Raw genomic sequence first — 24,021 nt, forward strand, 5'->3', positions numbered from 1 at the left:
GAGGTGAATGATGCTGTTTAATACGAAGCGCTTAATATCAAAAATGAAAGAACATAATCTGTCGGCCATTGTTGCGGCTACGAAAGAAAATATAAAATATTTTACCGGATTTGAGCCTGTAGTCAAAACGTTGAATCCTTATTTTGGACAATGCTTTGCAGTCATTACAAGCTGTTCTCCTGATAAGGTTCATGTTGTGCATTCCGTAGGAGAAATTGATCAGATTTTGGATGCCCGCTCGCCAATTGGACATGTCGTAACCTATGGAACCTTTTATCGGGAATATGCAGCGAGCACCCCCTTAACGGAAGAAGAGCAGCGTTTGAATGATTTATCTAATAATGATAATGGAAATTCAAATGCCGAGGAAGGTCTTGTGGCGTTATTAAATAAGCTTAATCTCGCTAATGAACGAGTGGGAATGGATGAGGATGGCATGAGAGGGAGCCGCTTATCGATGATTAAAAGCAGGCTCCCGCATGTTGAGTTTGTTGAAAGCTCGGCGGTTATCCGCAGTGTTAGGGCGGTCAAAACAAGCTTTGAAATCGATGCGCTTGCTCATTCTTCCATTTGTATCGAGAAAGCGATAAAAACCGTGATAGATCAGCTATATGAGGGCATAAACGAACAGGAAATTGTCAAAATTTTCGCTTGTTCCATTGCCGAGCAAGGCGCTATAGCTACGTTGCCGATGATTAAAGTGGGCAGACATGCGGTTGGCGGCCAAAGAAGGCCAAGTGCAGATAACCGCTTAATGGCAGGGGATATTCTCTGGTTTGATTGCGACATTGTATGTGATGGTTATTGGGCGGATATTGCCAGAGTTTTCGCCTACAAGGAGCTTAAAGCCGAATACTTGAAATATAATGCGCTGCATAAAGGCCAACAAGAGGCGATAAAAAGGGTTAAGCCGGGCATGAAGGGCAAGGATGTGTTTCATCTGACGATGAATGCTGTTCATGAAGCAGGCTTTGAAAATTATAGAAGGCATCATGTTGGACATGGAATTGGTTTAGAGCCTTATGAATTGCCTATTTTATCTCCAGCGAGCGAAGATGTGATTGAAGAAGGAATGGTCCTTTCCATAGAGACCCCTTATTATGAATTTGGTCTTGGAGCATTGCATGTAGAAGATCCTATCGTCGTTTTGCAGAGCGGCAATAAAGTACTGACCACGGGCGATAGCTTAATTAAAATTGTGGGGTGAGGCAATGATATACAACAATATTACGGAATGTATTGGAAATACGCCGGTTTTAGCTCTAAATGACGATTTAGTTCCTAAGGGCAAAAGCCTATATTTAAAGCTGGATTACTTTAATCCTAACTTTAGCATCAAGGATCGAACGGCTCTTGGTTTAGTAAAAGCGGCGCTTGCTTCAGGGCAATTAAATCATGACAGTATATTGGTAGAATCAACCTCAGGCAATCTTGGGAAATCCCTCGCTATGCTAGGAGCCGTTTATGGATTTCGCGTCATTATTGTGGTTGATCCTAAAGTAAGTGAAAGCTTGCTGAAGTGGTATCAGGCTTATGGGGCAGAAATCAGCATGGTGACTTCACCGGCAGCGGACGGAGGCTTTCAACGGGCCCGGCTAAACCGCGTTCAGGAGCTGCTCCAAAAGTTTCCCAATGCGTACTGGACAAATCAATATGATAATCCACAAAATCCGCAATACCATTCGCAAACAACAGCCTTGGAAATCGTAGACTTGCCGGTAGATGCTATTATTGGCGCAGTCAGCACAGGCGGGCATCTTTGTGGAATTGGGAAATACGTGAAGGAGCAGAGGCCGGATGTGAAAATCGTTGCTTGCGATGTAGCGGGTTCGGCTGTGTTTCGAGAAAAATTTACTCCTTATTTGATTAATGGTGTAGGGCTAAGCTGGAGAAGCGATAATACAGATATTTCAGTGCTGGATCAGGTGTGCATTGCCAGTGACCAGGAAGCGATTTCGATGTGTCGTTTATTAGCCCGACATCATGGCATTTTAATGGGGGGGTCTGGTGGCTTGACGGTAGTAGCGGCTCTAGCTTGGCTGAATCAAAGTGATTCGAAGTCGGCTGTTGCGATTATACCGGATACAGGAATCAATTATTTGGATCAGTTTTACGATGACAAATGGCTTATTGACAAAAATATAACCCTGCTTGACCGTTCCGAGCTGCAAAACACGATTCAAAATAAAGCGTTTGACTCCTTGCAAATGAAATCGAATGTTTTATCCTAAACGTTTATACGAATGGAAGGTGAATGAAATTCGAAATATTAGTGAAGACTTTGCAAAATTTATAGTCGATGATGGCATCATTAAATTTGGTGAGTTCACATTGAAATCAGGAAGAGTTAGTCCCTATTTTTTTAATTTTGGCTCCTTCCATGACTCTGCGATGCTAGCGCGTCTGGGAAGCTTTTATGCAGACACGATTGTGAAGGAAAAGATTGAATTCGATATCATTTTTGGGCCTGCCTATAAAGGGATACCGATAGCGTTAACTACGGCATTGGCCTTGCATAACAATGATGCGGGCAATATAGGTTTTGCCTTCAACCGCAAGCTGCAGAAGCAATACGGAGAGGGCGGAAATATAATCGGCGCAACGCTTGCCGGCAAAAAGATACTTGCGGTAGATGATGTGCTTACATCAGGCAGAACCATTAAAGAGACGAAGCAGTTAGTTGAAAATGAGGGTGGGATATTAACTGCTTTTCTAGTGGCATTAGATAGAGAAGAAAAAGGCTCTGAAACGGCATTATCCGCATTGGAGGAGGCGAGTAAAGCCTACAGTGTGAAAATATACGTCGTAGCTCGTATAACCGATGTTGTAGCCTACATGTCCGATGCTGCCGATAAAGAGCAAAATGTGGAAAAAATCAAGGAATACCTAAAGGTGTATGGGAAATAAGGAATCAAATGAAAAGAAGTCCTTTCAGCATAAGATTGGCTTCTTTTTTTAAATATAGGAAAGTATATCATTTCGCTATCCTTTCTCTATATTCCACCTTCGAAACGAAAGCTTTGCCGCTAGAGGACGGCAAAGCTATTTACGCTTGTGCAGTACAACAAACTAGCATAGGATAGAGGATGACTATGGGTAAAGTAATGATTCAAATTAAAGCTTTAAATTTTTTAGTGTTTTCGACATTTGCCATTCTGCTTCCCTACCTTCCATTACTGCTTTCAGAGAGAGGCTTCAGCATAGCTCAAATTGGGCTGCTGCTTATGGTAGGCCCCTTCTTTGCGATTTTTCTTCAACCAATTGTAGGTTTTATAAGCGATAAATGGCATGCAGTAAAGAGGATTTTATTGCTTCTATGGTGCTTGACAGGAATTAGTGCAGTTGGCTTGTTTTATATAAGCAGCAAGCTGTTTTCGGTTGTTTTTGTCGTTTCTTTGTTTATGTTTTTCCTTTCCGCCATACCATTGGTAGACACGCTGACTGTAAAAATGGCCGAAAATTTTAAAAGTACATACAGTACGATCCGATTGTGGGGCTCTATTGGCTTTTGTATAGTAGCTGTCTTTCTTGGCGCCTATTTTGAGCGTATTGGAGGATTAGATGCCCTAATAAAAATCTATTTTCCGATTTGGCTTGCCGCCATCCTTATCTTATTTAATTTAAATGAAGTGGATGGACAGGAGAATAGCCGCTTTAATTGGAGAGACCTTGTACAGTTAATAGGGAATAAAAGAATATTTATATTTTTGATTTTTTTATTATTTTTAGCGGTTCCCCATCGCATGAATGATGCTTTATTCTCCATATATTTTAAAGAAATGGGCGCAAACGATTCTATGATTTCATGGGCATGGGCCATTATTGGTTTGAGTGAAATTATTGGTTTTTATATGTCGGCTAAATTATTGAAATGGTTCCATCCCTTAAAGCTGATTATTGCAGCGTCTTTGTTTTATATCATTCGATGGGCTTGTTATGTGTATACGAGCGAGCCTTATATCATTTTAGTTTTACAGCTGTTTCAAGCGATAACCTACAGTCTGTTTTGGGCATCAGCCGTAAATTATATGGTATTAGTGGTGCCAAAGCAGTTTAGGACAACGTCCCAATCGCTGCTGGCTATGATATTTTTAGGCGTATCGGGCATTTTGGGAGGGTCCATAGGCGGTGCGGTTCAGCAAAATTATGGCGGAAGTTATATGTATGTATTTGCTGCATTGTCCGTGTTTATCGCTTTGGTAGGGTTTTTCGCTTTAAGAAAACAAGCGGATTCGGCTGTCATAACCTCAGAAGTAGAGGAAAAGAAGAAATTTGCAGGTTGATTTAATAGGAGTGGAAATTTATGCAACTTTTATATATAATGGTTCAAGCATAAATGGAAATTTGCAGCCACTTTTGGAAGGCGAATATGCACATACTAGAAATAAGGACTAACTGGAGGGAATTTTTCAGCAATGTATAAGTTGATCGCAATTGATATGGACGGTACCTTATTAAATGATAATCATATTATTTCTGATAAAAGTATAGAAATTATTAAGGAACTTTCCTCATTAGGCTCTGAAGTCGTATTATGTACCGGCAGAGGGCCGACAAGCACAAAATTTTATACGGATATCATTGGCATAAATGGTGTGGGCATAACGTTCAATGGAGCGATTACGATCGATTTTGAAAATAACCAGATTATGAATCAATATGCGATAAACGCTCCTCAGCTTGAAAGCTTTATGAGCTATTGTCGAAAACACCAGATTCATTTTGATATTAACACGCCGTTTGATCTTTATGTGGATAAGGTGGAGCAGATGAGTAAAGAAATAGGTGATATATACGCCAGTTTTTATATTCATCCTAGATCGCTCCCGCAATTTGATAGTCTGGCAGATCCTTTAATTAAATTTACCTGTATTGGTACAAGTGAACAATTAAATCAATTGCAAATCGATTTAAGCCTCTTGAGCCAGGAGCTGAATATTACAAGGTCGGCGGATACCTTTATTGATGTGTTGAATATTCAAGCTGATAAGGGAAATGCCTTGAAAAGCCTAGCCGAGCAGAGAGGCGTAAAGAAAGCGGAAATTTTAGCGATTGGAAACTACTATAATGATATAACGATGCTGGAGTCTGCTGGGCTTGGCATCGCGATGGATAATTCTCCGGAGGAGTTAAAGCGTTTGGCAGACGATATTACATTGTCAAATAATGAGGATGGTGTGTACCACGCCTTGCAAAAATATTGTTTTTAAAATTTCCAAGCCGCATGGGGTGTAAACGCCATGTGGCTTTTATTTTGTCAATAGGCAAGAAGGAGAAGGTAGGAATTTGGTTCGCTAATGGGAGAATTTCGTTCAAATATACCAAACGACATTCTTTCGAGCTGAAACAGCTGTCACTCTCTGCTGAAGGGCTATTCAGGCTAAACTAAAGGCAAGATCAACCGCTGGGTGCTGGTGAACTCATTTTTAGTAAGCGCTTACTGAAAACGAAAAGCCTGGCAGGCGGTTGCGACATCTTTACAGGAGGGATTACATGAAGGCGGCTATCCGTCCGCAAAGCTCGATGTCTCGGCGCAGCGGCAGCTTAATACCGGACAAATTCCGTTTGTTTTTATTTGCTTCTCCGTTCCTCGTGCTGATTTTATTGTTTAGCTACTTTCCGCTGTACGGCTGGTTATATTCCTTCTACAATTATCGGCCAGGGTTCCCGCTATCGGAGACGCCATTCGTCGGCCTGCAGTGGTTTAAGGCGATTTTCTCCAATCCGACTCAGACGCAAGAGGTCATGCGGGTGATGCGCAATACGCTTGCGATGAGTACACTCGGCATTTTAACATCGGTGTTCCCCGTTATTTTTGCCATCATGCTCACTGAAATTCGCACGACCTGGTATAAGAAAACGGTACAGGTGCTCACGACGCTGCCCAATTTCATCAGCTGGGTGCTTGTTTATTCGATAGCCTTCATGATGTTTTCGGTAGATAGCGGCGTCGTCAATAAATGGATGATTGCCCTCGGATTTCAGGAGATGGGCGTTAACTATTTGGCTCAGGACGACCATACTTGGCTGGCGATGACGCTGTGGGGCTTGTGGAAAGGGCTGGGCTGGGGCGCCATTATGTATATCGCGGCCATTTCCTCCATTGACCAGGAGCAATACGATGCGGCAAAGGTAGATGGCGCGGGCCGTTTCCGAATGATCTGGCATATTACCGTTCCGGGGCTGATGCCGACGTATTTTGTCCTGCTGCTGCTTTCCATCGCTAATTTCATTAACAACGGCATGGAGCAATTTTTCGTCTTCCAAAATGCGATTAACAAAGATCATATCGAGGTGCTTGACCTGTATGTGTACAACACGGGAATGCTCGGCTTCAATTTCTCGTTTGCAACGGCGATCAGCATGCTCAAATCGATTATAAGCATCGTCTTGCTGTTCTTTGCTAATCAGCTGTCCAAAATCGTCCGCGGGGAATCGATCATCTAACTTAAGCGAGAGGAAAGGAGGAGGCGCATGCACACGCAACGCCGGCTTGGGGACTGGCTGTTCCATATTTGCAATTACGGATTTTTCACTTTGTTTACGCTGCTTTGCCTGTTTCCCTTTTATTATCTGTTTATTAATACGATCAGCAGCAATGATCTCAGCGCCAGGGGACTTGTTACCTTGTACCCGAAAATGATTCATTTTGACAACTACATTCAGGTGCTGCAATTAAAGGGATTGGCGCAGGCAGCGCTTGTCTCGGGCGGCAGAACGATTATTGGCACGCTGCTCACCGTCGCGGCTTCGGCTTTTCTCGGTTATTTATTTACGAAGCGCAAAATGTGGGCCAGAAGCTTCTGGTACCGTTTTGTCATCATTACGATGTATTTTAATGCGGGCATCATTCCGTGGTACATCATTATGATGAAGCTGAATATGACGAACAACTTTTGGGCGTATATTTTGCCAGCAGTCGTCTCACCGTTTTATGTCATTCTCGTCAAAACGTTCGTGGAATCCATACCGGATGTGCTGGAGGAGTCGGCGGAAATGGACGGGGCGGGCTACTTCGTTATTTTCAGCAAAATCATTATGCCGCTCATTACGCCGATTGCGGCGACAATCGCGATTTTTTCGGCAGTCAGCCAGTGGAACTCCTTTATCGACACCGTGTTCCTAATGACAAACAGCAAGCTGTTTACGCTGCAATTTGTGCTCTACAAGTATTTGAACGAGTCGACATCGCTTGCCGCGATTATTCGCAATTCCCAAGGAGCGGTAGGCAATATCGACCTGACGAACAAGCAGACCGCGACCTCCATACGAACGACGGTTTCGATGATTGTCATCCTTCCGATTTTGTTCGTTTATCCGTTTTTCCAGCGGTATTTTGTCAAAGGCATTATGATTGGCGCTGTTAAAGGGTAAGGGCGAGATAGCTCTGAGCTATCAGTCATCCGTTATGTGCATGCATTGAAAGGGGGTGGCCTGCCGAAGTCGGAGGTCGAGCATAAGCATGAATAAAAAAGGGAGGCAACTGCATTGAAATCATTTCGTAAAACATTTTCCTTGCTGTTAGCGACTACGATGCTGATCGTATCGACAGCAGCCTGTACATCGAACACAAACAACGGGCCGGCCAGCACGGCTAGCACAGCTCCAGCTGCGGGTGGAGCAACCGAAACAGCAGGCAGCAGCCAGCGAGAAGAAATTACACTAGATGTGTTCTCGATGCTGTCCAATTTCTCGGGGGAGCAGACAGGCTGGTTTGCCAAAGTCATTAAAGATAAATTCAATATTAATTTGAATATTATTGCTTCGAACCTCGAAGGCGGAGGCGACGTCAAATTTGCTACGATGATGGCAGCAGGCAACCTCGGCGATTTAGTTATTTTCGGCGATGACGGCCAGAAGTATTTGGATTCGATTAAAGCAGGAATGCTTGTGGACTGGACGAAGGACGGCCTGCTGGACAGCAAAGGCCAAAATATTTTGAAATATGCATCGAAGGCGATTGAGAAAAATAAAGCAAACTTTGGCGGCGGTTCAAGCGTATACGGCATCGGCTTCGATGTTGGCGATGACAAGACTGGCCCGTCCGAAGCGAAGGATTTGACCTACAACCCGAATTTGCGCTGGGACTTGTATGAGAAGCTGGGCAGACCGGAAATCAATACGATGGAGGATTATTTGCCGGTGCTCAAGCAAATGCAGGAGCTGGAGCCGAAGAGCGAATCAGGCCGTCCGACCTATGCGTTCTCAATGTGGGCAGATTGGGATGGCAATATGATGGTGCTGACGAAAGCATGGGCAGGCATTCACGGCTTTGACGAAGGAGACGGCTTTAACCCAGGCGGCTTCTCGCTCGTTTCGGCCGACAAGGATGAATATCAAGGCGTGCTGGATGAAGACGGCTATTACATGCGCGGACTCAAGCTTTATTTTGACGCGAATCAAATGGGGCTTGTCGATCCAGATTCCATGACGCAGAAGTTTGAGGATGTAGTAAATAAAATGAAGGACGGCCAGCTGCTGTTCACGTTCTTCCCGTGGCTCGATGATACGTACAATACGGCTGAGCATATGGCAGAAGGAAAAGGTTTTGCGCTCGTTCCGTTCAAGGAAGAGCGGACGTTCTCTTATGGCTATGACCCTTACGGAGGCAACCGCGTTTGGGCGATTGGTTCAAAAACAAAGCACCCTGATCGCGTGCTGGAGCTCATTGACTGGCTGTACAGCCCAGAAGGCAATATGATTTCCTCCAATGGACCAGAAGGTCTTAACTGGGAGCTGAAGGATGGCAAGCCGGTTCTGACTGCATTCGGCGAGCAGGCGCTTCCAGCAAATGATACAGAGGTACCGGAGGAGTTTGGCGGAGGCACGTGGAAGGACGGCATGAGCCAGCTGAACAATTCTACCTTCAAAAACACGAATATTAACCCCGACAACGGCGAGCCGTATGATTATAATCTATGGCAGTCGACGCTTGAAAAATCGCCATCGAAGCTTGATCAAGACTGGAGAGCTGCGATGGGCGGCGCTCTGACGGCTAAGGATTATTTGGAGAAAAATAATCAGCTGGCCATTATGCGTCCGCTGTTCACTGGCACGCCACCTTCTGTCATCAGCGATGAGCTGGAGCAGAAGCGCGGCCAAGTGGCACAGGTAATCAAGCAGTTTTCGTGGAAAATGGTTTATGCGAAAAATGAAGCCGAGTTCAATAAGCTGCGCCAGGAAATGCTCGACAAGGCGAAGGGCCTTGGCTATGATGAGGTGCTGGCGTGGAACGTCGAGCAAAATAAGAAAGTCTTCGGCTACCGCAAGCAGTAGTCAGCAGGTAGTAGGCAGTAGGTAATAGCAGCATAGGATCTAAAGGTTTTAGAATCTAATCGTTGCATCGTTTATAGCCCCGCCAACTGGCGGGGCTAATTACGTCCTGAGGCAAGGGAAATCGCGAAAAGCGTCCATTCCCCCCTTGCATTAATGGCAAGCCAATCGTAAGATAATAACAAGATTTTCTAACTCTAGTAAAAGATCGTCAATCATACAAGTCTGTCAGTGATAGGCCTGAAAGAGAGGGATCAGCCCGCGATGTCAGCACAACATCCTGTGCTTCACAACCGCTTTGCGGCCCGTTCCTTGCGGCGCACATTAATATTTTATGTGATGCTGGGCTGCCTGCTGCCGCTCGTTCTGGTCGGCTTTCTGACGTATTCCTCCATCTATGCGATTTTCTCCAACAAAATTCAAAGCGGAATTAGCGCCAGCCTGGGCCAAGAGGCGGTTAATCTTGAAAACGCTATCAACAATCTTGATTTTGCCTCCAAGCAATTTGCGCTCGATGGTCAAATTGTAGACGAGGTTTCCGATTTTTTGCAGGAGCGGCAAATTTCTCGAAAATCACAAATGATGACCGCTATCGATCAGAAAATCAATCTCTTTAATTTTACGAATCCCTATTTGGGCTTGACTGCTTACATTATGCCAGGAGAAGAAAATCCGGTGCTGTTTTCCAATCTGGCAATGAACCCGAACTTTGACAGCAATGTGCTGCCCTTGTTTATTCATTATAATGGCGCGGATTATTATGGGCCGCATCAAACGCAGTACAGCTCCAGCAGCAATATGGTGTTTTCTGAGCAGCGGATCGTTCGCGTAGACGGCGGGCAGAAGCTGTATATTTATTTGGAAACGAATTACAATTTATTTCGCAGTATTTTGCAGCAGCAGACCTACGGTATGAAGGTTACACATGTGCTCGTCAATGAGCAGGGCAGCATGACGTATATGGAGGATGAAAGCATGCCGGTGCAGGTGCGGGAGGCGGTAGATGCCGGGTTTCCCGAGCTGCATAAGGAGGTAGCGGATTATCATTTGTTCCGTTATCCGAGCGCCCAAGGCTGGCAGCTTATCGCTGTTGTCAGCAAATCAGCTTTCAACAGCGAAATGTATGCCTGGCTTAGCAAAATGCTTGTGCTGGGTTGTTCCACGCTCGTCTTCGCGCTGCTGCTGGCGCTGTTCATTTGGAAGCAAATTTATCGCCCGCTGCGCAAGGTCAATGTAGAAATTGTGCGCATGGCGGAAAACCGCACAAGCCCGGTTTCTTTTACCAATGTCGAGGAGTTTGACTTCGTGCTTAACAATTTTCAAAATATGAAAACGACGGTTAATGATTTGATTGCCGAGGTCGCCTACAAGGAAAAGCAAAAAGGGCAATTTGAAATTGAAAAGCTGCTGAGCCAAATCAATCCGCATTTTTTGCATAATACGCTCAATACCGTGCAGTGGCTGGCCCGGATGAATGGGCAGAAGGAAATTGATAAGCTGGTCACGCTGCTCGTCAAGGTGCTGCATTATAATTTGGGCAAGCAAAGCCTGATCGTAACCGTTAATGAAGAGATAGAAGCGATGACGAATTATATGGAGCTGCAGCGCATTCGTTATGATTATGAATTCGAATTTCAGCTTAACGTTGCTGATGAGGTGCTGCAGGTTGCGGTTCCGCGTTTTCTGCTGCAGCCGCTCGTCGAAAATGCTATTTACCATGGGATGAGCGACCGTACAGGGCGCATCGTTATTACGATAGAGCCTGTCGGCATTGCGGAGATGCTGCTGCGGGTAGAGGACAATGGCTCGGGTATTAAGCCGGAGACGATTGCAAAGCTGCTGTCCGGTGATGACAGCAAGGAGAAGCGAGGTCTTGGCATCGGACTGTCCTATGTGAACCGGATGCTGCGGCAATTTTATAATGGGCAGATGCAGTTTTGCATTGAGAGCGAGCTGGGTCAAGGAACGGTAGTAACCATCGTGATTCCACGTAAAGCGAAGGAGGAGTTCGATGATTAAAGCGATTGTAGTCGATGATGAGCGGCTGGTGCGTAAAGGCTTTATATCGTTATTTGACTGGTCGATGTTTGGCATTTCAATCGTTGGCGAGGCGGCGGATGGAAAAGCAGCGCTGGAGCTACTCACGCATACGGAGGTCGATCTTGTATTCACCGATATAACGATGCCGCAGCTATCCGGCTTTGAGCTTATTGAGCAAATCAAGCAGCGTTTTCCCGCTATTCGCAGCGTCGTGCTGACCTGCCATCATGAGTTTGATTATGTCCAGGAGGCGCTGCGGCTTGGAGCGATTGATTATATTGTGAAGACGCTGCTGGAGCCCGATAAAGCGGATGAAGTGATGCACAGAATTGCCCAGCGCTTTCGGTGGGAAAGCAGCTTTCGAGCAGGAGCGGAGCTGAGCGGCGCATCGGAACGGTTGAAGGCGGATGCTGCGCTGGTGTGCTATCCCTTAACGGAAGGTGCAGGGAAAGACGAGCTGTGTCGGCATCCAGCCTTGAAGAATTTTTCGCTGGTTGAGCTGAATGGACTATGTCTGATCCCGCTGCTGCATCTGACCCCAGAGCCGGACTGGCAGCGGGAGCTGGCTCAGCTGTTAAAGGGCAGGTTTCATTATGCTATCGTTACGGGGCTTCAAGAGAAGGAGCTGGCAGATGTGAAGCGTTTGCTGGAGGAGCGCTTTGCTGCCGTGATGTTTTATATGGCGACCGGCCAGCATGACAGAATTCAATTGAGTTTTGCCGAGCTGCAGCGGATTACGGCAGCAACTGATCAAGAGGTGCAGCTTCAACTGCTTGATGCTGACATGGCTGATCTGCGCTGGGCGCTTTACCCTACTGCTTGGGAAACGCTCATATGCCGCTTGGAGCAGCTGCGGGCGAGCAAGGAGCAGCTCATGCAATTTGGCCAAAACCTATGCCAGACCTGGTCCGCGCTGCTGATGCAGCCAAGTGAGGCGGAAGGGCTTCGCGCAGAGCTCATTCGTTCGCGCTGCTGGCAGGACTTTAAAAGCTGGCTGCGCCGCTTCTCGGATTATGCCCAGCGCAGAATGCTGGAACTGTCGCTTTCCAAAGAGGTGTTTCAGTGCATGCTGCGGGCAACGGTCTACATTCGCCGTGAAGCGGCCGGCAAGCTTAATCAGGTGGATGTGGCGGATTATGTGAAAATGAGCCGGAGCTACTTTAGCGGCTGCTTTGCCCGTTTTGCTGGGATGCCCTTTGGCGTCATGCTTCGCGGCATAAGAATGGAGCGCGCGAAGGAACTGCTGCTCACGACAGAAATGCCAGTCTACGAAATTGCTTGCGCGGTAGGCTTTGAGGATGATAAATATTTTAGCAAGCTGTTTCGGGAGCTGGTGGGCAGCTTGCCTAGCGAGTTTCGCGCCGAGCGAGTGCGTACGGGCGGTTAAGCAAGCGGCAATCCAAGGGGAATGGAGGGTGATTAATGAGAGCGAGAGTAGCTTTGCTTATAATGGCTGTGCTGCTGCTGACGGGAGCTTGTACAGGCAATAATAGCCCAGCGCAGACGGCTGGCTTGCAGGGAGAAGCACTGGCGGACAGCAGCGCAGAGCCGCTCGCTTATGGGAGCATGCCAGAGCGGATCAGCGTTCGGGTAGGGTTTAAAATTCCCGAATCCCGCTTGTCCGGCAGCGACACCAATGACAACAACCCCATTTCCCGCTACTTGGATCAATTGACGAATATAAAGGTGGTTCATGCTTGGGAAGCGAAGGGCGAAGAGGCTTTTGAGCAAAAAATCAGCTTTGCTATTGGGAGCAATGATATGCCTGATGCGATGGTCGTTGACCGCGCCCAGCTGCGGAAGCTTATCGACAATGATATGATTCAGGATTTAACGGGTACGTACGCGGCCTACAGCTCCAAGCTGGTACGCGATATTTACGCCTCTTCGGGCGGCAAGGCGCTGGAGGAAGCTTCGCGTGATGGTAAGCTTTACGGTCTGCCTAATGTGGCGATTGAGATGGACGCAGTTACCCTTCTCTGGGTCCGCCAGGATTGGCTCGATCGTCTGGGGCTGGAGCCGCCGAAGACGCTGCGTGATATTGAGGAGATCGCCCGTGCCTTCGTAGAGCGTGATCCTGATGGCGACGGCAAGGCGAATACCGTTGGTATAGCCGGTGACAAAATTGTCGTATTTGGACAGAAGCCGAACCCAAGCGGTTTTGATTCTATTTTTCATGCGTTCCATGCCTTCCCGAAAAATTGGACGCGGGATTCAGGCGGCAATGTCGTATACGGTTCAATTACGCCCGAGAGCAAAGCTGCGCTCGGCCAGCTGGCAGATTGGTACAAGCAGGGACTGATAGATAATCAGTTTGTGCTGTACAAGCAGTCGGAGGAGCCCATCGTGAACGGCAGGGCAGGGATGTTTTTTGGGCCGTGGTGGATGCCTTATTGGCCGCTCTCAGAAGCAGTAGCACAGGATACGAAAGCAGAGTGGCGCGCTTATGCGGCTCCGCTGGATGCGAATGGGGAGTATGTAACACATACCGCACCGGTAACGGATCGTTATCTCGTGGTGCGTAAAGGCTACGAATATCCTGAGGCGGTCGTAAAGCTGCTCAATGTATTTACCCGACTGGAGCGGCGGCTGGACCCGAACATTCAGGAAACCCAGTGGCTGGATGAATATGCGTCTCAGTCCGGTGTGCAGCTGCGCCATTATTATCCGTTCGATCTGCTGCTTGATTATTCGGATGCGGTAGACAAGCGGTATGACAATCTGCAGAGCGTGCTGGAAGGCCGGCATGATCCCGCGACGCTTGATCCTGACACTTACCAGCTGTATGAAATGACGGAGACTGAGCATCAAAACCCGAAGAAAAATTTGGATGCATGGAAGCCCGCAGCAGCTTATGAATATGGTGTCGGTGTCATCCGAAAAACGCCCATGATTAAAGTGAACAGTGTTTTCTACGGCTCCACCCCGGCAATGGGCGCGAAATGGGCGACACTTGAGCAGCTGGAGAATGAGACCTATTTGAAAATAATTGTTGGCGACCAAAGCTTGGACAGCTTTGATGAATTCGTCAAGCAGTGGCGCATGCAGGGCGGGGATGAGATTACGAAGGAAATAGCAGAGCTTGCTTCCGAGCAATAGTTAGGCACGCACAGCAATAACCGGCAGGGCCCCATGCCCCCCGCCGGTTATTGCCGTGTCTGTATCCGCCTACCCTTTTACTAGCGAATGCTGCTGAGATGAAGCTGGATTAAAAGCAAGCTGTTTCATTATGCGCTAACGTGCAATGGTGTGACTAGGCTTAGAAGCAGAAGGTACGCAAGATGATAACAAGCAAAATGAAGAGAACGAGAATTGTGCCCGTATTTGTCCAACAGCTGTTGGCACCCGCGATTGGACCGCAACCTACGTTAGCGCCTGCTACAGGGTATCCCACTATTAACAACCTCCTGAATGTTTTTGTTAGTGTGAAGCTTTCGTTCACAAGGTTAATATATGCCGGAGGTGTGTGGGAAAATTGGACGTTTGTACCGTCACATCTGCTTTTCAGCTAATGCCTAGTTGAGAGAACATAAGCTTGGCAAGGGCATTTTGCCTTGCGGGTAATTCGTACCGCACAGCTGTTGTCTATGCTGCCATTCACCTATATAGCGCAGGCTTGACCGGAGGAAGCGGGCAGCCGATGCCTGGAACTGGAAGGGGACGCTTAAACTGGCGAATATGTTTAATCCGCGATTCGGCGATCGTTTCCATCGCATTCCCCGCTTGCACGCTCGCTGATGAGCCAATGGCAATAATATATACGCAGCCAACCACAATGCGCGGGCAATGATTGGTGCGCTTTGTATGGATGATGTCTTTAGCCGGGCCGTCGAAATCATCAAAGCTCGGAAACGACTGGGTGTATAGATCATACGATTCAAAATAAACATCGCCTGCCTGGTCATGGCCTATTTCCCGCTGAAGGGCAAGCGCGCGAAGCTTTGGCGTCGATTGCCCGCGATCTCCAAGCTGGACGATGGCGGCTCCTGAGGCACTTACAATCGTCAAAATGCCGACCTCAGCTGTGCGAATAGGATAATCGAGTGGAAAGGTCATTCCGCTCCTTCTCCCTCAGCGCTGCTGGCGCCGCCCGGCTCGGGAAAAGGCGCGAGTGGGCCAACGATTACGGATTCGGGCGGCGTATCAAAAATGGAATACAACGTAACATAATCGCTATCGCCGATCTGGAAATGCGATGCGCTGGATACGCCGAGTATGTCAACTTTACCAACGCTCAGGCAATCATTGTGAACAATAAATTTAATCATGAGTTTCTCTTACGCCTCCCTTCTGTAATTGCTGCATATATTGAAGCATGGCCGCGTCAGCATCGCGAGCTGTTTTGGCGAATACCTCGGCTCTGTTCTGCTGGGCAGCGGTTTCCTCGCTAACCCCATCCTGGCGCGGCAGCGACCTTGCATAATATTGGATGCGAGCGGGCATTTGGCTGCGGATATCGGACAGAATGAGTCTGCGATGATGGGGATCGAGCGGCATGCAAAATTGCTTTTCCATCTGCATCAGCTTCTGCGCGCCTTCGTTATCAATATACTGATTCAAATCATTTTGTATCGGGGCATAGGGATCCGATGGCTGAGCTGCGCCATTAGGCGGAGCAGGATAGACGAGCGGCTTGGATACGGCCATCTGCTCAATGTCGCCATTCATATCCGGCGATCCCTGTGGCGTCATGCCGATATTGAGCGTGCCTTCAAGCTTTTCTACCTTCAATTGGTCAAAATGGTACTGCAAATTTTCCACATTATAAGTAGGCTTCGCTTCAAGCTTTTTGAGCTGCTCGCAGATGGCCGCAAGCTGTTGCTCGAGCGAAGTGATGCTTTCCTGCTGGGATTGGAGCTGCCTTGCGACGTCAAGCGACCAGGCTTGCCATGGAGACAGCTGATTCGGCTGCTGCTGCATCGTTGAAACCTCCTGTCTTAGGTCGGATTAGGCAGCGGAACGAAGGAGAGCGGATTTTCTCCACCCAGCTGGGCAGCTGGACCGGTGAAGCCGCCCGTATTATACAGCTGGGACAAGGAGCGAATGGAGCCTGCGCTGCCAATTTGCAGGACAGAGCTGTTCGAGACGCTGTCCACGCGGAGCTGATGAATCGTAATCGTCTGATGAACGGTCCAATTCATACGATATTGACCCCGTTTGCTACTTCATTTTGCGTGCCGTCCTGTACGTCTGGATCAAGCGTATTTGTGGCGCTTACGGCGTTGTTGGAATTCGTCAGGCTTCCGGTAAGGAAGGAGCCCGAGCCAGCATAGGTTTTGGAAGTGCTGGAGGGCGACATTTGCACGGCGTCGCCAAACTGGACGATGGAGCTGGAGCCGACGCTAACGATTTTCACAAAGCCGACTATAGCGGGCATAGCAAAGACCTCCTTGCTGCTAAGCGTATGGTTATAATATCGTATGCGGCATTCGCCCAGAGGTTCCCTGCTAGATATGGTGTTGAAACCTTGCGCAAACGGAAAAGCCATGTCTTCTTACTTTTGTTTTGCGGCAGAAGCAGCTAAGAAGTATCCGCCTAGCTGGGTGACGCATATAGTGGAGAGAGGCTGGGAGGCGGGAGGTAAACGATGGATTCTAAATGGGATGAGCTCGAACGCTGGGTAGAGGGGCAGAAGCTGCCTAAAGGGTTTGATGTGCTGCGTGAGCCAGATTGGGTGGAGCAATTCGTGCGCAAAATGATGACCAAAGCGCTGCCTGAAGCTGCCGGAGCAATTGCGGAGCAGGCTTCGCCGTACTCTTTTTCCCAGAGTGAGCAATTTATCATCGTCAAATACCCGCTTCCCGCACATGTGCGCTCGGAAGAGCTTCGTTTATGGGTAAAGGAAGACCGCCTGCGTGTGGAAGGGCTGCCCGGCAATCGGAAAGAAATCATAAAGCTGCCTGTTGGCGTGCGCGCCCGTGTGTGCAGAGCAATTGTGAAGGATGGCGAGCTGCGTGTGAAGCTGCGCAAGCGGCCGGTGAGCCGGAAGTATTATGAGGCGGATATTCGGTGGCGGGAATAGTGTAGAAGCAGGGTATAAGACGATGCGACCTTAGAGAACAACAAACTTAAAAAGAAATAAGGAGAGCCTGTTTACTTCTTGCCGAGGCTTCCTTGTGGGGGTCCTGAAGCTCAAGAAGAGAAGGAATGCAGGTGATGTAAAAATATGAACGTTGTTTTTTGTTTTATGGATATCCCATAATAAGAGGAGTAAATGAAAGCGATTACATATGTGTCATACATTTTTCTATTAGATAGGTTAAAAGATTGGAGAGCGGATTAGCTATTGAGCTGCTCTTTATTTCGCATTTATTTTTATTAAATAATGGTAAATAAATAATTTTACAATAATAATTTTAACCTTTCGAATAAAAAAATACATCGATTAATGATCGTAATTATTTTAAGATATACAAAGAAATAATCATTTTAAGGAGGAGAAGAAAAAATGTATAGAAAGTCATTTGTATTGTTGATAGCGTTTACATTGTTAATGAGTCTCGTACCCAGCACCTTCATATTCGCTAAACAGGAGGAGGCTGAGTTTCAGAATCCAATCATATGGGCAGACGTTCCGGACCCCGATGTGATTCGGGTAAACGACGTCTACTATATGACCAGCACGACTATGCATATGAATCCAGGTGTGCCGATTATGAAATCATATGATCTTGTACACTGGGAAATCGTCAATTATGTGTATGATATTTTGGCTGACAATGACGAGCAGACGTTTCGAAACGAAAAAAACGATTATAGCAAAGGCTCGTGGGCCAGCAGCTTAAGGTATCATGATGGCAAATATTACGTGGCCTTTGCTTCATACAGTACCGGTAAAACCTATATCTATCAAACAGCTAATATTGAAAAAGGGCCTTGGACGCGTTCCGAGCTTGATGGGGTTTATCACGACATGTCCTTGCTGTTTGATGAAGATGGACGGGTATACATGGTGTACGGCGGAGGTGATATAAAAATCATTGAGCTTACCGCAGATGCGACTGCGATTAAAGCAGGCGGCCTTGACAAAATAGTTATCCCCGACGCAAGTTTAGCAGCAAGCACAATAGAGAATGTTGGCTTGCCTGCCGAGGGCTCTCACATTCAAAAAATAAACGGCTACTATTATATATTCAATATCGCATGGCCTAAAAATTCACCTCGTGTTCAGATTGTACATCGCGCGTCTACTATCGACGGCACATACGAGGGGAAACTCGTTTTAAGTGAAGGTGCTGCACAAGGTGGCATTATTGATACACAAGACGGCAAGTGGTATGGCTTGCTGTTCAAAGATCATGGAGCGGTTGGCCGCATACCGTTTCTTGTACCGGTTGCTTGGGAAAATAATTGGCCGGTGTTCGGCGTCAACGGTACAATTCCGGAAAACATCAAAATTCCCGTAAGTGGAGTAAGCGCCAACAGCTATTTTGCAGCTTCTGACGAGTTCTATCAGAACACAGAGAGAGTGGGCGCTTCATCATTCAACGCATCAGGTCATTCATCAGCGAATGCGGCTGCTAGGCAGCAAATTTCAGGCCCAGATGCAGAGCTTTACGAAGCTTCTACCGAAACGCTATACACGGCTGCTAGTGTTGGGCAAACGGAGCTTGCGGAGGAAGGACAAGAGCTTCTGGTCAACGGCAGCTTTGAAGAAGGTCAAGACCCATGGACAGCTCATGATCAAGCCATTGTTGCAGTTACAGACAGCGTATATAACAGCGGCGAAAGCAGCATGCACGTCAGCAGCAGACAGGCTACAGGGGCAGGTGTTCAGCAACGGCTTGCCGGTAAAGTAAAAGCAGGCGGCACCTATAAATTTTCTGCAAAAGTAAAATATGAAGGCGATGATACACTGCCTGCCGTTAGGCCATTTAATTTCGCGATTCAGGATGGAGATTGGACAACAATCAAGGTAATTGGAACGGCTGCGGTCAATAAAGGGGAATGGGGAACCATTGAAGGAACCTACACCATCCCGGCAGACGCTGTGCTCCATGAACCGATTATTTTCATTGAGACTTCCTGGACAGCTGAGCAGGATCCGATTAAGGATTTGATGGATTTTTATGTAGATGACGTTTCTCTTCTTGATGTTTCGCTGGATCCTAATCTTCTCATCAACGGCGGGTTCGAAAAAGGACAAGCCCCATGGATGGCCCATGATCAGGCAACGGTTACAGTAACAACGGATGAAGCATTCAGAGGAACACATAGCCTGCAGATTACGGACAGACAGGCTACAGGGGCAGGCGTTCAGCAACGGATTGCCGGTAAAGTAAAGGCTGGCGGCATTTATAAATTTTCTGCAAAAGTAAAGTATGAAGGTGACGACACACTGCCTGCTAGAAGGCAATTTAACTTTGCAATGCAGGATGGAGATTGGACAACGATCAAGGTAATTGGATCGGCTGTGGCAAATAAAGGGGAATGGGGAACGATTGAAGGGACTTACACCATCCCGGCAGATGCCGCGCTCCATGAACCGATTATTTTCATCGAGACTTCCTGGACAGCTGAGCAGGACCCGGTTAAGGATTTGATGGATTTCTATGTGGATGACCTTTCTCTTATTGACGTTACACCGCCCGGAGGGTTGGACAAAACAAACAACGGGGAATATGACTACAATGGCTCTAACCTTGCCTTGGCTTGGCAGTGGAATCATAACCCGGACCATAATAATTGGTCTTTGACGCAGCGTCCTGGTTATTTGCGACTTACGAACGGAAGAAAGAGCACAAGTATTGAAAATGCTAGAAATACGCTTACCCAACGAACGTTTGGACCAGAAAGCTCAGGAAAAGTGGCCGTGGATATCAGCCAAATGAAAAATGGAGATGTTGCGGGTCTCGCTGCTTTCCAGAAGGACTATGGATTCGTAGGTGTGAAAATGGAGGGGAATACGAAATCCCTCATTATGGTAAATGCAAGCTCAGGGACAGCAGAAGAGCTTGCAAGCGTTCCGCTAATTCAGGACAGAGTCTATTTAAAAGTCGAATTTGATTATCGGAATTTAACCGATAAAGCCTATTTCTATTATAGTCTTAATGGAGTTGAATGGCATGCGATAGGCAATCCCCTTCAAATGAGCTATAAGCTGGATCATTTTATGGGCTATCGATTTGCATTGTTTAATTTTGCTACCAAGACTACAGGCGGATATGTAGATTTTGATTACTTTAGAATAGCTGACAAGATGACGGGAACCGATTCATCCGCAACCGTCCTGCAAGCAGATCTGGGAGATGTGCCCGATGTGATTGGCGTTCAGAATATGGAGCTTACCGTACCCGTAAAAATGGAGGCGCTCCCGAGTGGGAATTATACGTCGATTTCAGCGTCCTATAGCATACCCGAATATTTAACAGTAACCGGTGTAGAGTTTAATGCTGACAATCTAGTTGGAAAGGGGACTTATACGTATGAGAACCATCGTCTTCAGCTGCATGTATCTGGGGAAAATGTGAAGTTTACGCATGCATCCTCCGACCTTTTAGCGACGATAAAACTGAAGGTCGATGGATTTGTGCCATCTGATCGCACCGTTACCATTCGAACGGATTACATTGATGTTGAAGGCGGCGATGTCGTTTACAACGTGCATGATGCCGTAGCGAGCATTGGATTAAAGCTGCTGGATACGAAAGCGCTTGCGAAAATCCCGGGCTACTCCAATCCCTTGATGAGCCACAAGCTGGGGGCTGATCCGTATGCGTTAGCTTACGATGGAAGAGTCTACATCTATATGTCGAGTGATTCCTTCGAATATGACAGCAACGGGAATATTAAAGACAATTCATTCGCTAATTTAAATCAAGTACATGTAATCTCCTCAGCAGATATGGTGAACTGGACGGACCATGGCGCAATTCCAGTGGCGGGCTCGGGTGGCATCGCTGGCTGGGCGACATTCTCGTGGGCGCCGGCAGCTGCACATAAGCAAATTAATGGCGAGGATAAGTTCTTTCTTTATTTTGCTAACGGTGCAGGAGGAATTGGCGTGCTAACTGCGGACAGCCCGCTCGGACCGTGGGTCGATCCGCTCGGAAAAGCTTTAATTACCGGAAATACGCCCGGCGTTCCCGGCGTAATCTGGCTGTTTGACCCGGCGGTATTGGTTGATGACGACGGCAAAGGTTATTTGTACTTTGGCGGAGGCATTCCTGGGGAACCTAACTCGACTGCTGAACAAATCGCTAACCCCAAAACCGCCAGAGTGATTGAGCTGGGCGAGGATTTGATCAGTACAGTAGGGGCGGCGGTTATGATCGATGCGCCTTACATTTTTGAGGATTCCGGCATTCATAAATATAATGGAAAATATTATTACACCTATTGCTCAAATTTCTCGGGTACCCATCCGGAAGGCACACCGCCTCCAGGTGAAATTGCCTACATGATGAGTGACAGTCCAATGGGGCCGTTTACTTATGTTGCGCCCATTTTGAAAAATCCGTATACGTTCTTCGGAGTTGGCGGCAATAACCATCATGCTATTTTCGAGTTTAATGGAGAGTGGTATGTTACCTACCATGCGCAGACCGTCAGCAAAGCGGCTATTGGCGATGGAAAAGGCTATCGTTCCACTCATATTAACAAGGTTGAATTTTATGAGAATGGATTAATGAAAGAGATTCAAGCTGATATGGAGGGTATCGCTCAACTGAAAACGCTCAATCCCTATCAAAGGACTGAAGCGGAAACCATTGCGTGGAATGCAGGTATTTTGACAGAAATATCTGTTGCTCCAGGTAGTACAAAATCAGCGTTTAATCTGAATGTCACGAATATTCATAACGGAGATTGGCTGGCGGTTGCGAATGTTGATTTCGGCAATGATGGGGCCGGGTCATTCGAAGCCAATATTGCCTCAGATGTAGGCGGAAGAATCGAGATTCGTGTAGATAGCCCTATTGGTGAGGTTATAGGTACGCTTGATGCGGCTTCTACAGGCGGGGAGCAAGCTTGGAAGCTGATGAAAACCGATGTAAGCCCTGTTAAAGGGGTCCACAATGTTTTCTTTATATTTAATGGAGAAGGCGAGAGCAATCTATTCAATATGGATTATTGGAAATTCACCGCTCTTGAAGCGGAGGAAAACATTCCCTTGCAATCCGTTAGCATTTCAGATGGGGCACAGCTGCTTAAGGTAAATGAGCAATTAACTTTCAGCTCGGCGCTCAATCCAATTGATGCAACTAACCCTGTTTATCAATGGGAGGCAGGCGGTCATATCAGCATCGTAGGAGACAGCAACAAAGCTGCCGTTACAGTCAAAGGCTTATCCGCTGGAGCAGGCACGCTGACATTGACAGTCGCTGCCGGAGGCACAGAGAAGAAGGCTGTAACGCAAATTACGGTAGCTGGTGAAAACAATGGAGGCAGCAATCCTGGCGACAATGGCGGAAGCATTGGTGGGGGTGCATCGACAACTGCACCAGGGACAGGCAGCAGCCGCATCGACATCCTAATCAACGGCAAGGCGGTAAGTACGGGAGAGGCAATAACGATTGAAAAGAATGGAAAAACCGTTACAACGGTTGTGTTTGACGAGCAGAAGCTGGGTCAACTGCTTGCCGTGCAAGGGGATAGTGCCGTCGTTACCATTCCCGTTCTTAACGGCTCCGACATTGTCATCGGACAGTTGAATGCCCAAATGCTTAAAGTTTTAGGAGAGAAGAAAGCTGTAATCGAGCTCCAAACGGATCGGGCAGCCTATACGGTGCCTGTGCAGAAAATCGATATGAATGCGGTGATCAGCCAGCTAGGAGACTCGGTCAACTTGCAAGATATTACGATTCAATTTGAGATCGCTGCAACGTCTGAGGAAATGACAAAGGTGGTAGAGCGTGCGGCTGAATTAGAGGCATTCACCTTGGTAGTACCGCCAATCGATTTTGCAATTAGGGTTATGAATAAAGATTCAGTCATTCAGCTAACGAAGTTCAACGCTTATGTAGAACGGACAATTGCTCTTCCAGAAGGTGTTGTTCCTAGCAAAATAACAACAGGTGTTGTCGTTGAGCCGGATGGAGAGGTTCGTCATGTGCCAACTAAAATCGTTCAGTTGGACGGCAAGTATTTTGCGTTGCTGAACAGCTTGTCTAACAGCACCTATTCGATTATCTACCATCCGACAGCGTTCAAGGATGTCGAAAATCATTGGGCAAAGGATGCCGTGAACGACATGGGGGCAAGAATGGTCATCAATGGTATCGGCAAAAATTTATTTAACCCGAGTGCAGCCATTACACGTGCCGAATTTGCGGCGATCTTGGTGCGGGGACTAGGCTTGAAGCTGGAAAGCGGGACACCGGCATACTCGGATGTGCTGGTGGGGGATTGGTACAGCAGCGCGGTCAAGACGGCCGAGGCCTACGGACTTATCCAAGGGTTCGAGGATGGTACATTCCGGCCGAAAGAAAAGATTAATCGCGAACAGGCAATGACGATTTTAGCCAAGGCGATGGTTGTTACTGGTCAGAAGGCGAAGCTCCCGAACCAATCCGCAAGCGAGCTGTTACAGCCTTACATCGATGCATCGGAGGCGGCTGACTGGGCGAAAGACGGAATAGCAGACACGATTCAAGGAGGCATCGTAAGCGGGAGAGGCGCAGGCACGCTAGCTCCGAAAGCACAGGTGACAAGGGCCGAGGTGGCCAAGATGATTCAGCTGCTGCTGCAGAAGTCAGATTTAATCTAACA

Annotated in this window: 19 protein-coding genes; 13 read left to right on the top strand and 6 right to left on the bottom strand. The window is 47.4% G+C overall.

Translation table 11 applies throughout. The features are described from left to right. The first annotated feature begins 10 nt into the window (after nt 1-10). From AC50YG_RS14760 to AC50YG_RS14810, 11 genes are all read left to right on the top strand, one after another. Nucleotides 11-1,207 carry a M24 family metallopeptidase gene (locus AC50YG_RS14760; RefSeq protein WP_494827793.1) on the top strand — a complete coding sequence of 399 codons (1,197 nt, stop codon included), beginning with the start codon at nt 11-13 and terminating at the stop codon, nt 1,205-1,207. 4 nt (nt 1,208-1,211) lie between these two features. Then, nucleotides 1,212-2,231: a PLP-dependent cysteine synthase family protein gene (locus AC50YG_RS14765; protein ID WP_494827701.1), complete on the top strand. Its 1,020-nt coding sequence runs from the start codon at nt 1,212-1,214 to the stop codon at nt 2,229-2,231. A 19-nt stretch (nt 2,232-2,250) separates the two neighbouring features. Next, nucleotides 2,251-2,907 carry an orotate phosphoribosyltransferase gene (gene pyrE / locus AC50YG_RS14770; protein WP_494827703.1) on the top strand — a complete coding sequence of 219 codons (657 nt, stop codon included), beginning with the start codon at nt 2,251-2,253 and terminating at the stop codon, nt 2,905-2,907. 185 nt (nt 2,908-3,092) lie between these two features. Next, complete coding sequence (locus AC50YG_RS14775) at nt 3,093-4,283, top strand: MFS transporter (RefSeq protein ID WP_494827705.1); 1,191 nt, start codon at nt 3,093-3,095, stop codon at nt 4,281-4,283. A gap of 132 nt (nt 4,284-4,415) precedes the next feature. Continuing rightward, entirely contained in the window at nt 4,416-5,210 is a 795-nt protein-coding gene (locus AC50YG_RS14780) for a Cof-type HAD-IIB family hydrolase (protein WP_494827706.1), read from the top strand. A gap of 283 nt (nt 5,211-5,493) precedes the next feature. Continuing rightward, a complete protein-coding gene (locus tag AC50YG_RS14785) occupies nt 5,494-6,447 on the top strand; it encodes an ABC transporter permease (protein WP_341278377.1) in 954 nt (317 codons plus the stop codon). 27 nt (nt 6,448-6,474) lie between these two features. Beyond that, nucleotides 6,475-7,374 (top strand): carbohydrate ABC transporter permease, encoded by a 900-nt coding sequence (locus AC50YG_RS14790; protein WP_341278376.1) that lies wholly within the window; start codon nt 6,475-6,477, stop codon nt 7,372-7,374. A gap of 114 nt (nt 7,375-7,488) precedes the next feature. Further along, nucleotides 7,489-9,276: a type 2 periplasmic-binding domain-containing protein gene (locus AC50YG_RS14795; protein ID WP_494827708.1), complete on the top strand. Its 1,788-nt coding sequence runs from the start codon at nt 7,489-7,491 to the stop codon at nt 9,274-9,276. A gap of 261 nt (nt 9,277-9,537) precedes the next feature. Then, on the top strand, nt 9,538-11,292 hold the full coding sequence (locus AC50YG_RS14800; RefSeq protein ID WP_473757739.1) for a sensor histidine kinase: 1,755 nt from the start codon (nt 9,538-9,540) through the stop codon (nt 11,290-11,292). Further along, nucleotides 11,285-12,700, top strand: coding sequence for a response regulator (locus AC50YG_RS14805; RefSeq protein WP_494827710.1), 1,416 nt, complete (start codon nt 11,285-11,287; stop codon nt 12,698-12,700). The genes AC50YG_RS14800 and AC50YG_RS14805 overlap by 8 nt, the downstream gene beginning before the upstream one ends. Before the next feature lie 35 nt (nt 12,701-12,735). Further along, nucleotides 12,736-14,412 (top strand): extracellular solute-binding protein, encoded by a 1,677-nt coding sequence (locus AC50YG_RS14810; RefSeq protein WP_494827712.1) that lies wholly within the window; start codon nt 12,736-12,738, stop codon nt 14,410-14,412. A 160-nt stretch (nt 14,413-14,572) separates the two neighbouring features. Here the strand turns inward: AC50YG_RS14810 and AC50YG_RS14815 are convergent, their stop codons facing one another. From AC50YG_RS14815 to AC50YG_RS14840, 6 genes are all read right to left on the bottom strand, one after another. After that, nucleotides 14,573-14,665, bottom strand: a complete 93-nt coding sequence (locus AC50YG_RS14815; protein ID WP_099521728.1) for a dihydroorotate dehydrogenase — start codon at nt 14,663-14,665, stop codon at nt 14,573-14,575. A gap of 245 nt (nt 14,666-14,910) precedes the next feature. After that, on the bottom strand, nt 14,911-15,369 hold the full coding sequence (locus AC50YG_RS14820) for a spore germination protein GerPE (protein WP_494827714.1): 459 nt from the start codon (nt 15,367-15,369) through the stop codon (nt 14,911-14,913). Next, entirely contained in the window at nt 15,366-15,581 is a 216-nt protein-coding gene (locus AC50YG_RS14825; protein ID WP_473757735.1) for a spore germination protein GerPD, read from the bottom strand. Before AC50YG_RS14825 ends, AC50YG_RS14820 begins: the two co-directional genes overlap by 4 nt. After that, a complete protein-coding gene (gene gerPC / locus AC50YG_RS14830; RefSeq protein WP_494827716.1) occupies nt 15,574-16,233 on the bottom strand; it encodes a spore germination protein GerPC in 660 nt (219 codons plus the stop codon). Before gerPC ends, AC50YG_RS14825 begins: the two co-directional genes overlap by 8 nt. A gap of 17 nt (nt 16,234-16,250) precedes the next feature. After that, nucleotides 16,251-16,454 carry a spore germination protein GerPB gene (locus AC50YG_RS14835; protein ID WP_046229874.1) on the bottom strand — a complete coding sequence of 68 codons (204 nt, stop codon included), beginning with the start codon at nt 16,452-16,454 and terminating at the stop codon, nt 16,251-16,253. Then, nucleotides 16,451-16,690: a spore germination protein gene (locus AC50YG_RS14840; protein WP_046229873.1), complete on the bottom strand. Its 240-nt coding sequence runs from the start codon at nt 16,688-16,690 to the stop codon at nt 16,451-16,453. Before AC50YG_RS14840 ends, AC50YG_RS14835 begins: the two co-directional genes overlap by 4 nt. Before the next feature lie 210 nt (nt 16,691-16,900). Here AC50YG_RS14840 and AC50YG_RS14845 point away from each other — a divergent pair, with 210 nt between their 5' ends. Together AC50YG_RS14845 and AC50YG_RS14850 are read left to right on the top strand one after the other, a co-directional pair. Further along, entirely contained in the window at nt 16,901-17,335 is a 435-nt protein-coding gene (locus tag AC50YG_RS14845) for an Hsp20/alpha crystallin family protein (RefSeq protein ID WP_338551915.1), read from the top strand. A gap of 426 nt (nt 17,336-17,761) precedes the next feature. Continuing rightward, nucleotides 17,762-24,019, top strand: coding sequence for a family 43 glycosylhydrolase (locus AC50YG_RS14850; protein WP_494827718.1), 6,258 nt, complete (start codon nt 17,762-17,764; stop codon nt 24,017-24,019). Nucleotides 24,020-24,021: the final 2 nt, after the last annotated feature.

The organism is Paenibacillus sp. J31R34 (genome assembly GCF_059383715.1).

What these genes read in the sequence shown, in the direction of transcription:
- AC50YG_RS14760 (WP_494827793.1), top strand. Translation starts at nt 11, where the DNA reads ATGCTGTTTAATACGAAGCGCTTAATATCAAAAATGAAAGAACATAAT.
- AC50YG_RS14765 (WP_494827701.1), top strand. Translation starts at nt 1,212, where the DNA reads ATGATATACAACAATATTACGGAATGTATTGGAAATACGCCGGTTTTA.
- AC50YG_RS14775 (WP_494827705.1), top strand. Translation starts at nt 3,093, where the DNA reads ATGGGTAAAGTAATGATTCAAATTAAAGCTTTAAATTTTTTAGTGTTT.
- AC50YG_RS14780 (WP_494827706.1), top strand. Translation starts at nt 4,416, where the DNA reads ATGTATAAGTTGATCGCAATTGATATGGACGGTACCTTATTAAATGAT.
- AC50YG_RS14785 (WP_341278377.1), top strand. Translation starts at nt 5,494, where the DNA reads ATGAAGGCGGCTATCCGTCCGCAAAGCTCGATGTCTCGGCGCAGCGGC.
- AC50YG_RS14790 (WP_341278376.1), top strand. Translation starts at nt 6,475, where the DNA reads ATGCACACGCAACGCCGGCTTGGGGACTGGCTGTTCCATATTTGCAAT.
- AC50YG_RS14800 (WP_473757739.1), top strand. Translation starts at nt 9,538, where the DNA reads ATGTCAGCACAACATCCTGTGCTTCACAACCGCTTTGCGGCCCGTTCC.
- AC50YG_RS14805 (WP_494827710.1), top strand. Translation starts at nt 11,285, where the DNA reads ATGATTAAAGCGATTGTAGTCGATGATGAGCGGCTGGTGCGTAAAGGC.
- AC50YG_RS14810 (WP_494827712.1), top strand. Translation starts at nt 12,736, where the DNA reads ATGAGAGCGAGAGTAGCTTTGCTTATAATGGCTGTGCTGCTGCTGACG.
- AC50YG_RS14820 (WP_494827714.1), bottom strand. Translation starts at nt 15,369, where the DNA reads ATGACCTTTCCACTCGATTATCCTATTCGCACAGCTGAGGTCGGCATT.
- AC50YG_RS14825 (WP_473757735.1), bottom strand. Translation starts at nt 15,581, where the DNA reads ATGATTAAATTTATTGTTCACAATGATTGCCTGAGCGTTGGTAAAGTT.
- gerPC (WP_494827716.1), bottom strand. Translation starts at nt 16,233, where the DNA reads ATGCAGCAGCAGCCGAATCAGCTGTCTCCATGGCAAGCCTGGTCGCTT.
- AC50YG_RS14835 (WP_046229874.1), bottom strand. Translation starts at nt 16,454, where the DNA reads ATGAATTGGACCGTTCATCAGACGATTACGATTCATCAGCTCCGCGTG.
- AC50YG_RS14840 (WP_046229873.1), bottom strand. Translation starts at nt 16,690, where the DNA reads ATGCCCGCTATAGTCGGCTTTGTGAAAATCGTTAGCGTCGGCTCCAGC.
- AC50YG_RS14845 (WP_338551915.1), top strand. Translation starts at nt 16,901, where the DNA reads ATGGATTCTAAATGGGATGAGCTCGAACGCTGGGTAGAGGGGCAGAAG.
- AC50YG_RS14850 (WP_494827718.1), top strand. Translation starts at nt 17,762, where the DNA reads ATGTATAGAAAGTCATTTGTATTGTTGATAGCGTTTACATTGTTAATG.